Here is a 13833-nt window from a genome sequence, read left to right as displayed (position 1 = left end):
AATTTGCAGCACATTATTTAACAAAATACTATGTCACATCATCAGCACCCGCACAAAGAAGAAAAAAACTACGATTACATATATTACCTTGTTGCCTTAATTAGCGGCATGTTTGTAGGCGCTATTGTTGACAGAGGCTTTATCTGGATCCCGGTAGGTGGTGTTTTCGGTTTATTAACCGCAGCGCTGTTCATCAAATTCCTGGTGAAAGGCCGTGAAGAGGTCTAAGGACAGCGACCTTCCCTCGTTTATAAAAAACTGGAACCAGTTTTACGGTATTGTTATCGTATGGCTGGTTTTTTTAATTTTAGTATTTTGGCTCATTACAAGATCTTTTGAATGAGTTTAACCGATTGGATAGTTTTAGGCTGCACCCTGCTTGCCATAGTTGCCTACGGCGTATGGAAAAGCGGCAGCAGTAAAAACATCGACCAGTACATGGGCAACCGCTCGCTCCCCTGGTACCACGTCGGTTTATCTGTTATGGCTACGCAAGCCAGCGCCATCACTTTCTTATCTGCCCCGGGCCAGGCCTATAGCGATGGGATGCGCTTTGTGCAGTTCTATTTCGGCCTGCCGCTGGCCATGATCGTGCTGTGCATTACGTTTGTACCCATATTCCACAAACTAAAGGTTTATACAGCTTACGAGTTTTTGGAGCAGCGATTTGATCTGAAAACCCGGGCGCTTACCTCTATTTTGTTTTTGATACAGCGCGGTTTATCTACCGCTATAACCATTTATGCCCCGGCCATTATACTGTCGGGTATATTGCATATTAATACTACTTACACTACGCTATTTATAGGCGGATTAGTTTTGTTTTACACCGTTTACGGTGGTGCAAAAGCGGTATCGTACACCCAACTGCTGCAAATGAGCATCATTTTTACCGGGATGTTTGTAGCCGGCGTTTTTGTGGTGATGTTGTTGCCGCAAAATGTAGGCTTTGGCAAAGCTGTTAAGCTGGCTGGTAACCTGGGCCGCATGAACGTTATTGACTGGAAGTTCGACCCCAATAACCGTTATAACATCTGGAGCGGTATTATCGGAGGTTTCTTTTTGCAGTTATCCTATTTTGGTACCGACCAGAGCCAGGTTGGGCGCTACCTAACCGGCAGTACAGTTGGGCAAAGCCGGCTGGGTTTGATCATGAACGGACTGATAAAAGTACCTATGCAATTCTTAATACTATTATTAGGCGTACTCGTGTTCAGTTTTTACCAGTTTAACAGGCCGCCTGTTTTCTTTAACAATTACGAGGTTGAGCAGGTAAAGAAAAGCCAATACGCACCGCAATTTAATCAGCTGGAAAAACAGTATGCCGACGCTTTCGATCAAAAGAAACAAAAAACAGAAAGCCTTGTAAAGGCACTGGATAGTAAAGACCAACAGCAAATAACCGGCGCAAAAGCCGACCTTAAAACCGCCGGGGCGCAGGCTGATACTATCCGTAAGCAAGCCATCAGCGTTATTAAAAAAAGCAGCGGGAATGATAGCGTGAACGATACCAATTATGTGTTCCTCACCTTTGTAACGCATTATCTGCCTAAGGGGCTCATAGGCTTACTTATAGCCATTATCTTCCTGGCATCCATGGGCTCAACCGCAAGCGGGTTAAACGCGCTGGGGTCAACTACGGTAATAGATATCTACAAACGTATTATAAAACCCGGCGAATCCGAACAAAGCTATGTTACGGCATCGCGCCTGGCAACTGTTTTTTGGGGATTAGTTTGTATAGGCATGGCGCTTTATGCCAGCAAAATAGGTAATTTGTTAGAAGCTGTGAATCAGTTAGGCTCGTATATCTACGGAACTATCTTAGGCGTGTTCATCGTGGCCTTCTATCTTAAAAAGATACAGGGAACTGCAGTATTTGTAGCCGCGGTTATTACCGAAGCCATAATATGCATAATGGGTTATTACGAAACCGTGGCTTACCTGTGGTTAAATGCTATTGGCTGCATCGGGGTGATTATTATCGCCTTGGTATTGAATGGCTTTATAAAGGATAAGAAAGCGGCGGTAAATTAAAGTGCAATCGCTCGGCTCCAGCCGAGTGATAACTATTTTAAGGCCTCTGGCCGCCACCAGCATACAGCGGCGGGACGCCGTGTAATAATAGTCACTCGGCAGGAGCCGAGCGACGGCAAGCTCTACTCTCTAACCTTCGTATCTATCGTAATAGTAACCGGGCCATCATTCACCAAACTTACTTTCATATCGGCACCAAAAACACCGGTAGCTATTTTTTTGTCGGTGATGGCTTCCAGTGTCATAATCATTTGCTCATACATTGGGATAGCTTTATCCGGCTTTGCTGCGCGGATGAATGACGGGCGGTTCCCCTTTTTGGTTTGTGCAAACAGGGTGAACTGCGAGATCAGTAATATGTCCCCGCCAATATCGGCAAGGGCCTTATTCATCAGGCCATTCTCATCGCCAAAAACACGCAGGCCGGTTATTTTTTGGGCAAGCCATTGCAGGTCTTCCTCAGTATCGGCATCCTCAACACCCAATAAAACCATAAACCCAATGCCAATTTGCCCGGTGATGTTGCCATCAACCCGGCACGATGCTTCCGAAACCCTTTGTATTACTGCACGCATAGTTTTTATATAGATTCAGGAAGTCAAGACACAAGAGTCAAGACCCTGTTTAATATTATTGAATACATTCTCTCTTGATTCCTGACTCTAAAAGTCTTGAATCCTTCTTAAGCCCTCGTATCATTCCCATTATAAATACTCAAATAGCTATCATAGCGCGATGGCGCTATTTCACCTGCCTCCAGCGCATCCAGCACGGCGCAGCCAGGCTCGTTGATGTGGCGGCAATTATTAAAACGGCATTGGTTCATCCGTTCACGCATTTCGGGGAAGAAATGGCTTAACACTTCTTTTTCTATATCTATCACACCTAATTCGCGTATACCTGGGGTATCAATAATATAGCCGCCCTGCGGCAGCTCGAACATCTCGGCAAAGGTGGTGGTGTGCATCCCCTTGTCGCTCCATTCAGATACCATGTGCGTGCGCAAATCAAGGTTGGGCAGCAATCGGTTGATTAGGCTGGATTTACCCACGCCCGAGTGGCCCGAAAAAAGCGTTACCTTATCCTTCAGCAATTCCTGCACTTTATCAATATTAGTACCCTCTAAAGCCGATACAGAATAACATGGGTAGCCAATATGCTGATAAATGGCCTGGTAATCGGCCAGGATCTCAAGTCCTTCATCGCTAAACAGGTCCAGTTTATTAAATATTAAACAAGCGGGGATATCATATGCTTCGGCAGTAACCAAAAAGCGGTCGATAAAGCCAAGCGAGGTACGTGGCGATGCCAGGGTAACCACCAAAAGCGCCCTGTCCAGGTTGGCGGCAATGATCTGCGCCTGTTTGGAAAGGTTAATAGCCTTCCGTATAATATAGTTTTTGCGCTGGTGCAGGTTGGTGATAATACCGGTGCCCTGCTCTGGCTCCATATCAAAATCAACCACGTCGCCAACCGCCAGTGGGTTGGTTGTAGTGATACCCTTTATCCGGAATTTACCCTTGATGCGGCAGTCGATAGTATCATCTCCGCTTCTTACCTGGTACCAGCTCCCGGTCGATTTTGTTATAAGTCCCTGCATACGGCCGCAATTTAGGAAGATTTAAAGGCATTGAAAAAATAAAACCAATTTACATTTGGTATTTAAAATAAAATCTACTTACTTTACCGACATAATATATATGACAATTAACAACACCACAATTATTACCATTATTACCACCGGGATAAATTTCGGAGGAAGATAATCGTATGGTGTAAAAACATAAACAAAACCAAATGAAAGCCTTCCTCCGCAAAGAGGAAGGCTTTTTTTATTTTATCGCAAAAATGAAAATTCTAAAATTCGGCGGCACGTCGGTAGGTTCAGTAAGCAGTATAAAAACATTGCTGGAAATTTTAAAAGATGAGGATAAGCCCGGTAACCGCCCGGTAGTTGTACTGTCTGCAATGGGCGGTGTAACCAACCTGCTGGTAGCTATGGCCGAAAATGCTGCAAACGGGCAGGAATTTACCGCCCAACTGGCCGAACTTGAAAAACGCCATTTTGACGCAGTTAAAGCATTGCTTGATGTGCAAAACCAAAACCCGGCCTATACCCGCTTAAAAATTCACTTTAACCAGTTGGAAGAATTGCTGCAGGGCGTGCTTACCCTGCGCGAACTTACCCCCAAAACCCGCGACCAGATCCTGAGCTTTGGCGAACGCTGCTCGGCCTTAATGGTAAGCAAAATTGCCGCCCAGCATTTTAAGGAGGTACTTTTTGTAGATGCAGCTGAGCTGATAAAAACCGACAGCTCTTTTGGCAACGCTAAAGTAAACAGCGAGCTGACTGAACTGCTAATCAAAACTTTTTACCGGGAAAATAGTGATAAACTGCTTATTGTAACAGGTTTTATTGCCGGGAACGATGCCGGGCAAATAACAACACTTGGCCGTGGCGGCAGCGATTATACCGCAGCTATATTCGGCTCGGCATTGAACGCCGATGAGATCCAGATATGGACAGATGTAAACGGTATGATGACCGCCGACCCGCGTATGGTACAAAAAGCCTTTCCGCTGGAAGAGCTTACCTACACCGAAGCAATGGAGCTTTCGTACTTCGGTGCAAAGGTGATCTACCCGCCAACCATGATCCCGGCGTTTCTGAAAAAGATCCCGATCGTTATCAAAAATACATTTGAGCCTGCTTTTGCAGGTACGGTTATCCGCCATGATTGTAAGGCGTCTACTTTACCTATTAAGGGGATCTCATCCATCAACAACATCAGCATCCTTAATTTAGAGGGTAGCGGCATGGTAGGCAAATCGGGCTTTAGCGGCAGGTTATTTTCGCTGCTGGCGAGAGAGCAGATCAACATCATCCTCATCACTCAATCATCATCAGAGCATAGCATCACCTTTGCCGTACAGCCAAACGAGGTGGATAAGGCCAAACAACTGATAGAACAGGAATTTGAACTGGAGCTGTTGGCCAATAAGCTTGAGCCATTGGTGGTAGAAAAAGACCAGGCCATATTAGCCGTAGTGGGCGAGAACATGAAACAAACTCCGGGCATGAGCGGTAAACTGTTCCACGCGCTGGGCCGTAATGGTGTAAACGTACGGGCCATTGCGCAGGGCTCGTCAGAGTATAATATTTCGGTGATTATCTCGGCAAATGATTTGGCCAAAGCCCTGAACGCCGTGCATGATGCCTTCTTTATCGAACTAACTAAAACCCTGCACGCTTTTTGCCTGGGCACCGGTAATATTGGTAAAACCTTATTTAACCAGCTGAACGCGCATAAAGATTTCCTTCAGAAAAATAACGGCATCCAGGTTAAAATAGTGGGCATCAGCAATACCCGTAAAATGGTGTTCAATGCCGATGGTTTGTCGCTTGATACCTGGCAGGACGACCTGCAGGCATCAGACCACTCAGCTGACCTGGCAGGCTTCATTGCCAAAATGAAAGAAATGAACCTGCCTAACTGTGTATTTATTGATAACACCGCCAGCCCAAAACCAATAACGTTTTACGAGGAGGTTTTTAAAGCGAACGTATCTGTAGTAACCTGTAATAAAATAGGCAACTCGGCATCGTTTGCGCAGTACAAAACCTTTAGGGATACTGCACGCAAACACGGGGTAGATTTCTTCTACGAAACCAACGTGGGTGCAGGCCTGCCTATCATCCGTACGCTAAAAGACCTGATGAGCAGCGGCGACCGTATCCAGCGGATAGAAGCTATCCTTTCCGGAACCATCTCGTTTATCTTTAATCATTTTAAGGGTGATGCCAACTTCCACGATGTGGTAAAAGAGGCGCAGGAAAAAGGCTACACCGAACCCGACCCGCGCGATGACCTGAGCGGTAAGGATTTTATGCGCAAGATATTGATACTTGCCCGCGATGCCGGCCACGAAATGGAAGAGGCCGATGTGGAGATAGAAAGTGTATTGCCAAAGGCTTGTTTAGAGGCACAAACAGTTGAAGATTTTTACGCGGCCCTAAAAGCCGAAGATGCTTTCTTCACCAACCTGAAACAACAGGCCGAAAAAGACAAAAAAGTATTACGCTATATAGGCAAGCTGGAAAACGGCAAGGCATCTATCACGCTGCAAAGTGTGGATGAGAACCATCCGTTCTATATGCTGAGCGGAAGCGATAACATTATATCTTTTACCACCGACAGGTATAAAGAACGCCCGCTGGTGGTAAAAGGCCCCGGTGCAGGTGCCGAAGTAACCGCCGCCGGCGTATTTGCCGATCTGATAAATGTAGGAGCTAATTAAAGAGATGCAGGATTTTTAGAATCAAGAGACAAGATAAAAAAGGCACAGCGCGTATGGCTCCCCTCTTGAGAGGGGCAGGGGTGTGTCCCTAAACAACAGATAGTTTTATGAGTAACGATATACAAGATTTAAAACAACCGGCGAAGGCAACTCAAAAGCAACTGGATAGCATCCATGTTTTTGCCCCGGCCACCGTGGCCAATGTGGTTTGCGGGTTTGATGTGCTGGGCTTTGCGGTGAACGAACCCGGCGACGAGGTAGTTATGCGCATTACCGATAAACCCGGCATCACCATCAGCAAAATTACCGGTGATGATGGCCGCCTGCCGCTTAACCCGGCTAAAAACACGGTAAGCGTAAGCGTTGAGCATTACCTGCGCAGTATTGACAGGCTGGATATCGGCCTCGACATCGAACTGCATAAAAAAATGCCGATAGGTAGTGGCCTGGGGTCAAGCTCGGCCAGTACGGTTGCGGGTTTGTTTGCCATTAAAACCTTATTGGGTGATGATACAGACCCATCCACCCTATTACCTTTCGCCATGAAAGGCGAAGAAATGGCTTGCGGACATGGCCATGCGGATAACGTTGCACCTGCCTTATTGGGTGGTTTTGTACTCATTCGCAGTTATGAGCCTTTGGATGTAGTGCGTTTACCGCACCCGGCCAATTTATGGTGTGCTATTGTATTCCCTGATGTGGATGTACCAACACGCGAGGCCAGGCAGATCATCCGCAAAAACATCCAAATGAAGGATGCCGTAACCCAGTGGGGTAATATTGCCGGACTTGTAAGCGGTTTGTTCATGCAAGATATTGACCTGATTGGCCGCAGCATGAAAGATGTATTAGTTGAGCCCGTACGAAGTATGCTAATACCCGATTTTTATGAAATGCGCCAAATGGCAATGGAACTGGGGGCAGTAAGTTTCGGCATCTCGGGTTCTGGTCCGTCGGTGTTCGCCTTTACACGCGATGAGGAAACGGCCAAACGCATCACAGCCAAATTACAAAAACATTTAACCAGTATTAAAATAGGCTCCAACGGTTATGTATCAACCATAAATGATGCCGGGCCAAGGGTTTTGGGATAGGTGATAAAGTCAAAATTAAAAAGTTAAAAGTCAAAAACGCGCGTCATTGCCACGCTGCGTTCGTAATGACGAATACATAAAAACAAAATGAAATTCTACAGCACTAACAATACAGATTTAAGAGTTGGCTTCAAAGAAGCGGTTTTTAACAGCATGCCGCAGGATAAGGGCTTATATATGCCGGTAGAGATCCCGCGCCTGGATGATAAGTTTTTGAGCCACCTGGATGAATATACCCTGCCCGAGATTGCTTACCATGTAGCGCAAAACCTGCTGGGCGATGATATCCCGGCGGATGATCTGAAAGGCATTATCCACGATGCCATCAACTTTTATGCGCCTGTAGTAAAGCTGGAAGAGAACGTTTACGTGCTGGAACTTTTCCACGGGCCATCACTGGCTTTTAAAGATTTTGGCGCACGCTTTATGAGCCGTGTAATGAGCTATTTTTTGGAAGAGGGAGAAAAACAGCTGGACGTATTGGTAGCCACATCAGGCGATACCGGGGGCGCTGTTGCCCTGGGCTTTTTAGGCGTGCCAAATACAAGGGTAACCATCCTTTATCCAAAAGGCAAGGTAAGCCAGATCCAGGAATTGCAGTTAACCACCAACGGCCAAAACATCCGCGCGTTGGAAATTGACGGCACTTTTGATGATTGCCAGGCCCTGGTTAAACAAGCCTTTACTGATAAGGAACTGAACGAGAAATTCCGCCTTACATCGGCTAACTCTATTAATATTGCCCGCCTTATCCCGCAAACATTTTATTACTTTAATGCTTACGCGCAATTGCTTCGCGAGGGGATCAGTAAGGTAGTGTTTGCCGTACCAAGCGGTAATTTTGGCAACATAGGTGCCGGGTTATTGGCCTGGAAGATGGGCCTGCCTGTTGAGCAGTTCATAGCCGCTACAAACGCTAACGATACCGTGCCTGCATTTTTAAAAACAGGCGTATATCAGCCAAAACCATCGGTTGCCACGCTCTCAAACGCGATGGATGTAGGCAACCCAAGCAACTGGGTCCGCATTGCCGATTTGTTTAAAGAAAAACCAGAAGCGCTTAAAAAGTTAATTGTTGGCTATACATACAATGACGAGGAAACGTTGCAATCAATCGAAGCAATCTCTAAAACATACGATTACGTTGCCTGCCCGCATACCGCTATTGCATGGAAAGCGTTAAAAGCATATCAGCAGGAACACCCGGCTAAAGATACCGCGGGCGTTTTTTTATCAACCGCGCACCCGTGCAAGTTCCCGGATGTGTTTACGAAAGAAATCTCAGATAAGATCAACATCCCTGAGCAGGTAAAAGAGCTGGAGAAAAAAGCGCATCATGCCACAAGCTTAGATACCAGCTTTGAAGGGTTTAAAGAGTTTTTACTTAAAAATGCCTGAAATTGAATACCTGACAAGTTTAACAGAACAACAAAAACAGGTTGCGCTGGAAATTTGGAATGCAGAATACCCAAAGCAATTGTGCATGCCCGGCATGGCAGAGTTTAATACTTTTTTGGATTCGTTAGTAAACCCTGCATATTTTTTGTTAAAAGATAAAGGTGCCGGGTTTATAGGCTGGGCTACCGTATTTTACAGGGAAGGCAGCAGGTGCTTTTTTATCATGCTATCCGGCGGGGCGCATGGAAAGGGTTACGGTACGGCCTTGCTAAATGCATTAAAAGCCAAAGAGGATACCCTTTTTGGCTGGGTTATAGATCATGATAATGACGTGAAAGCAAATGGCACAAGATATCCATCCCCTTTAAATTTTTACAGAAAAAACAATTTCAAGATAAATAACCACCTTCGTTTGGAAACGGAAGTCTTATCAGCGGTAAATATTACCTGGCAGGCAAACACTTAATTGCCACGGGGGCCGTATAAATTAATTACAGAGTTTGAAGGATTTAAAGGATATTTGCCTTACAATATTTAGTAATATGAATCGCCTCAGATCATTCCGGTTTATTATCCTTTTTTTCCCGATATCCGCTTTTTTGTTTAGCTGTACAAATAAACAACCCTTTGATCGTGATGAGTGGAACGATGGGGACGGGATCACTTTCCCGAGGAGGTACATGATGGTTGATGACCTGCTTGCCTCCCATAAGTTGGTTGGGCTGAAATTTAGTAACGTGGTTGGCCTGCTTCATTACCCCGATCGTTTCAGCTACGATAGCCTGAGCTTCCATTATGAGATAACGCGTAAAATGAGCGGCATTGATACCCTGTACACCAAAAACCTGGTTTTTACCATGGGTAAAGACAAGGTAATTACCTCGGTTAAGGTTGTAGAGCGAGATGTAAAAAAGGAAAAAGAGGAGAAGAAGAAAAAGTAATTATTTGATAGCCGGGTTGTTTGCCAGTAATCGCCTGTTATGGTGAACTGTGATTATGTCCACTCTTTTATCTGAAACTATACGATAAATTAATCTATAACTGCCGGAAAAAACCTCCCTTATCTCCGGGTCTAACTTCTCAGGCACCATTTTACCTGATAATGGATATTTTTCTAAAACCTTTACCGCTTCAAAAAAGCGTTTTACCTGGATGTGGGCGTAATATTCGGAGTCTTTAGAAATAAATTCAGCAATTTATCAATGTCTTTAATTGCTTGCTTTGTCCATTTTACTTCAACCATTTAGCCAGCTGTTCTTTTGCTTCATTAGTTGATATTGTTTCGTTGTTCTTTGACTGATCTAACCCCGTATCAATTTTTTCTAATATTATCAATCTGTCAATTATCTCGTCAAGGCTAAATTCTTTTGGTAAATCATCAATTGTTTTTAGCACATCATCCCTTGTAAGCATATCTTTAATATTTATTTAAATATACTAAACGTCATTTTAATTAAAAGCGTTTATTTAGTTTAAAACATTATGATCAACACCATTATATTTGACCTTGGCGCGGTACTGGTTGACTGGAACCCGCATTACCTGTACCGTAACCTGTTTCCCGACGAGCAGGAGATGAAAGATTTTTTGGCCAACATCACCACGCCCGAATGGAACGAAGAACAGGATGCCGGCCGCCCGTTACAGGAAGGTACAGAGCTGCTTGTACAGCAATACCCTCACCACGAGGCCAACATCCGCGCCTTTTACGGCCGTTGGGAAGAGATGCTTGGCGGTGCCATTGAAGGCACGGTTGAGCTATTTAAACAATTAAAAGAAAATGGGAAGTATAAGATCTATGCACTTACCAATTGGTCGGCAGAGACTTTCCCTATTGCTTTACAACGTTATGATTTCCTGAATTGGTTTGATGGCATCGTAGTATCGGGCACCGAAAAAATGCGTAAGCCTAATCCAGCCTTTTATCAACTATTATTAGACAGGTATAATACTAAAGCCGAAGAAGCTTTATTTATTGATGATAACCTGCGCAACGTTTTAGCAGCACAAAAATTGGGTATCAAATCCATTCATTTTTCATCTGCCGAACAGCTAAAAGCTGAATTAGAAAACAACTTTATTATATAACCACAGAGTGAGCAGAGGTTTTCACAGAGGGCACTGGGTATTAAAAAAATCTCTGTGTTCTTTGTGGCGGTTCTTTGTACCCTCTGTGGTTTATAAAAAGCGAAAGCCCCGGTAACTACTCCGGGGCTTTCTTTCTAACTAAACTAACTAACTGTATTATTTATTGGTTCCGAAGGGTATGTAAACCCCAAAGGTTATGTTACGGCCCATGTTGTAAACCCCGTAGGTTGGGTCTTCCTGGCTGTAGCGGCCCGGCCTTAAACGGCTCAGGGCATCGTAATAGGCTTTATTGGTAAGGTTGGTGCCCGATACATAAAGTTTAAGCGGCTGCTTACCAATGTTAAATGTTGCACCCACACCGGCATTAAGCAAAGTATAGCCGTTTGTTCCGGTTTCAAACGTGGCATCAATGCGGTTTTGTGCAAAGTAGTTATCTATACCTGCATAAAAGTAAAAATCGGTTATACCTTTTACTTTTGGCTCAAAACGCAGGGTGTTATGCAAAACACCGGCAGGTATCAATGGTAAAGGCCTGTCGAAGGTTTTGTTTTGTGCCTGGGTATAGCTAAATGTATTTTCAAAATGTACAAATGATACCGGGTGCAGGGTAAGGTTACCTTCAAAACCGTAAAGGTTGGCATTTACCTGGCCATAACGGTAAGTATCGTACTCCCTTGGCAAGCCGGTTCCCTCGTCAATTACGGTTGTTTGCTCCTTATTGGTATTTGATGCATAGATGAAATTATGGATGTAATTTTCATAGATGCCAAAACTACCCGTTACAAATCCCGATCCGTACTCCAGCGTAGCATCGGCCTGGTAGCTTCTTTCGGGGCTTAGGTTAGCATCACCTATCTCGTAACGGCTTGTACCTTCATGCACACCGTTGCTGCCCAGCTCGGCAGGGTTTGGCGCGCGGAATGCGGTACCTGCATTCGCTTTAAAACTCAGGTCGTCGTTAAAGATGTGGGTGTAACCTAAAGCACCGCTCACGTTAGAAAATTTATTATCAAACCCGGTAAATATCGGGTTGCCTTCATCATTGTTTTGTGCCTTGCCTTTGTTTTTGACATAATCAAACCGGGCGCCTGCGCTAAATGTGTTTTGCCCCCATACTTTTTTCGCATATACAAATGCGCCGGTGCTGTATTCATCATAAGCCGGGATCAGTAATTCCTCACCCAGGTTAACGCTATGGCTCAGGCTGCTGCTTAAACCAATTACAGGGTGCCAGCCGTTACTTTCGGGCAGGTAGTATTTAGCATCCAGCGAGTAGGTGTTCATGTCAAAAAATAAGTTAGGCACAGGTGTGCTTTCCAACTCACGGCGCTGGTTTTTCTGGTAACCCAGGTCTAATTTTAACGAGCTTGAGCCAAACAGAAAATTATTGTTTAAAGCCACTTTATAATGGCGGATATCCTGCCTTGGGTAATCAAGTGTGCGGCTGGTTGATGTATTGTACAGCGGGTCGCCCGGTTCGGCATCATAAAAGCCAATGTTATCTTTAAAATATGAGAAGTTTAAATGTGAGTACCCCCATGCCTTGTTAAATCCCAGCATACCACTTGCATTGGTTTGGTTAAAACCACTGTTAATATACCTGCCGGCAGGCGTATTAAATGAGTAGGCGTTTTGGTAAGTGCCACGGCCACGCCAAACAAAACCGTTTTCGTTGCCGCTTAACATTACCGATGTATTGCTTAAGCCATTGTTGGTAGAGTAATTGGTTAAAACCTCGCCGGCAATATTCCCTTCGGATGGGGTAGGCGGATCTATTACGTTAATAACGCCACCAAGCGCGTCAGACCCATATTGCAGGGATGCGGCACCACGCAAAACCTCAACACGGCCTGCGGCATACTGGTCCATTTCAATGCCGTGCTCATCGCCCCATTGCTGGCCTTGTTGTTTTACACCATCGTTAAGGGTTACCACTCGGTTATAGCTTAACCCGCGAATAACCGGTTTTGAGATAGCCTGGCTGGTGGTAATCTGGCTTACGCCCGGCACCTGGCGGGCCAATGCGTCGATCAAATTGGTTGATGAGCCTTGTAACTGCTCTTTAGTAACAACTGTTGCCGATGTGCTGTTACTGCGGCTGCCCGATGTTACCGGCGTACCGGTTATTACAACTTCGTGCGTTTCTATAACGCTTGCCTGCAAGGCAAATACTATTGGAGCGGGTGATGAAAAATCTACGGTTTGGGTAAGGCTTTTATAGCCTACATACTGCACCTGTACCACAAAACGGCCCTTTGCAGGTATCGACCGGAAGGTAAATTCACCATTGGCGTTTGTGATGATGGATATGCGCAAATCGGGGATGCTAACAGTGGCACCGATAAGGGCCTCGTTGGTTTTAGCGTCAATAACTTTACCCTTAAAATCTATAGCGTCTGCAAATGCAGAAAATTGAACGAACAAAAATAAAAAGCAACTAATAAGCTTCAGTTTCATAATAAATAAATTAAAAATTCAAGAAAATGCCACATCAAGCGGCGTTTGGCAGGATAGTAATTATTATGAAACTACAGGGGGGGCGCGGCCCTGGGAAAGTATAAGGGCTATGCTTTTAAAATCGTATTGATATGTTACGTAAACATGGTCAACACTAAAAAACGGTGTATAGTACACATTGCCAAGCAGCTCCATATGGGTATGGTGCATGCTGTCACACAATTGGCATTTCTCTTTAAAGGTTTGTTTTGCCGTGTTGTGGCAATCGTTGCAGTTAGGTGCGTGTATGCTTTTGGTGATGTTGTGCTGGTGGGCAAATACCATATACTGCCCTGTTATAAAACAGAGTAGTAACGCCCAGGCGCAAATAATACGATACATGCTTTTTTTCACAACAGGGCAAAAGTAATTAATAAAACGCTAAAGATATTTTTAAAACGTAACAATGTTGTTAAATGTA

Annotated in this window: 14 protein-coding genes; 8 read left to right on the top strand and 6 right to left on the bottom strand. The window is 44.7% G+C overall.

Annotated features, from left to right (window positions below; translation table 11 throughout):
- Positions 1 to 30: 30 nt before the first annotated feature.
- Positions 31 to 228, top strand: coding sequence for a hypothetical protein (locus IDJ75_RS09640; RefSeq protein ID WP_191175413.1), 198 nt, complete (start codon positions 31 to 33; stop codon positions 226 to 228).
- Positions 229 to 339: 111 nt separating this feature from the next.
- Positions 340 to 2037, top strand: a complete 1698-nt coding sequence (locus IDJ75_RS09635; protein ID WP_191175412.1) for a sodium:solute symporter — start codon at positions 340 to 342, stop codon at positions 2035 to 2037.
- A 122-nt stretch (positions 2038 to 2159) separates the two neighbouring features.
- Here IDJ75_RS09635 and dtd read toward each other — a convergent pair whose 3' ends face one another.
- Both dtd and rsgA read right to left on the bottom strand, forming a co-directional pair.
- Positions 2160 to 2612: a D-aminoacyl-tRNA deacylase gene (gene dtd, locus IDJ75_RS09630; RefSeq protein WP_191175411.1), complete on the bottom strand. Its 453-nt coding sequence runs from the start codon at positions 2610 to 2612 to the stop codon at positions 2160 to 2162.
- Positions 2613 to 2719: 107 nt separating this feature from the next.
- Positions 2720 to 3637, bottom strand: coding sequence for a ribosome small subunit-dependent GTPase A (rsgA, locus tag IDJ75_RS09625; protein WP_191175410.1), 918 nt, complete (start codon positions 3635 to 3637; stop codon positions 2720 to 2722).
- A gap of 248 nt (positions 3638 to 3885) precedes the next feature.
- Between rsgA and thrA the strand changes: the two genes are divergently transcribed.
- From thrA to IDJ75_RS09600, 5 genes are all read left to right on the top strand, one after another.
- Positions 3886 to 6336 carry a bifunctional aspartate kinase/homoserine dehydrogenase I gene (thrA, locus tag IDJ75_RS09620; protein ID WP_191175409.1) on the top strand — a complete coding sequence of 817 codons (2451 nt, stop codon included), beginning with the start codon at positions 3886 to 3888 and terminating at the stop codon, positions 6334 to 6336.
- A gap of 107 nt (positions 6337 to 6443) precedes the next feature.
- The gene (locus tag IDJ75_RS09615; protein WP_191175408.1) at positions 6444 to 7430 is read left to right on the top strand and encodes a homoserine kinase; all 987 of its coding nucleotides are present in this window, start codon (positions 6444 to 6446) and stop codon (positions 7428 to 7430) included.
- 87 nt (positions 7431 to 7517) lie between these two features.
- Positions 7518 to 8828: a threonine synthase gene (gene thrC / locus IDJ75_RS09610; protein ID WP_191175407.1), complete on the top strand. Its 1311-nt coding sequence runs from the start codon at positions 7518 to 7520 to the stop codon at positions 8826 to 8828.
- Positions 8821 to 9294: a GNAT family N-acetyltransferase gene (locus IDJ75_RS09605; protein WP_191175406.1), complete on the top strand. Its 474-nt coding sequence runs from the start codon at positions 8821 to 8823 to the stop codon at positions 9292 to 9294. The genes thrC and IDJ75_RS09605 overlap by 8 nt, the downstream gene beginning before the upstream one ends.
- A gap of 76 nt (positions 9295 to 9370) precedes the next feature.
- On the top strand, positions 9371 to 9769 hold the full coding sequence (locus IDJ75_RS09600) for a hypothetical protein (RefSeq protein WP_191175405.1): 399 nt from the start codon (positions 9371 to 9373) through the stop codon (positions 9767 to 9769).
- On the opposite strand, the gene IDJ75_RS21460 is transcribed toward IDJ75_RS09600, so the two are convergent.
- Entirely contained in the window at positions 9770 to 10012 is a 243-nt protein-coding gene (locus IDJ75_RS21460) for a type II toxin-antitoxin system RelE/ParE family toxin (RefSeq protein WP_394368101.1), read from the bottom strand.
- A gap of 46 nt (positions 10013 to 10058) precedes the next feature.
- Positions 10059 to 10241 (bottom strand): hypothetical protein, encoded by a 183-nt coding sequence (locus IDJ75_RS09590; RefSeq protein WP_191175404.1) that lies wholly within the window; start codon positions 10239 to 10241, stop codon positions 10059 to 10061.
- Between the two features lie 69 nt (positions 10242 to 10310).
- On the opposite strand from IDJ75_RS09590, the gene IDJ75_RS09585 reads away from it, so the two are divergent.
- A complete protein-coding gene (locus IDJ75_RS09585; protein WP_191175403.1) occupies positions 10311 to 10916 on the top strand; it encodes an HAD family hydrolase in 606 nt (201 codons plus the stop codon).
- Positions 10917 to 11072: 156 nt separating this feature from the next.
- On the opposite strand, the gene IDJ75_RS09580 is transcribed toward IDJ75_RS09585, so the two are convergent.
- Both IDJ75_RS09580 and IDJ75_RS09575 read right to left on the bottom strand, forming a co-directional pair.
- Positions 11073 to 13373, bottom strand: coding sequence for a TonB-dependent receptor (locus IDJ75_RS09580; RefSeq protein ID WP_191175402.1), 2301 nt, complete (start codon positions 13371 to 13373; stop codon positions 11073 to 11075).
- Between the two features lie 63 nt (positions 13374 to 13436).
- On the bottom strand, positions 13437 to 13766 hold the full coding sequence (locus IDJ75_RS09575) for a hypothetical protein (protein WP_191175401.1): 330 nt from the start codon (positions 13764 to 13766) through the stop codon (positions 13437 to 13439).
- Positions 13767 to 13833 lie beyond the last annotated feature (67 nt).

Origin of the sequence: Mucilaginibacter rigui (assembly GCF_014773275.1) — a bacterium.
In the GTDB taxonomy this organism is placed as follows: Bacteria; Bacteroidota; Bacteroidia; order Sphingobacteriales; family Sphingobacteriaceae; genus Mucilaginibacter; species Mucilaginibacter rigui_A.
Note: the sequence above shows the minus strand (reverse complement) of the source record. Positions and strands in the feature narration are given on the sequence as shown.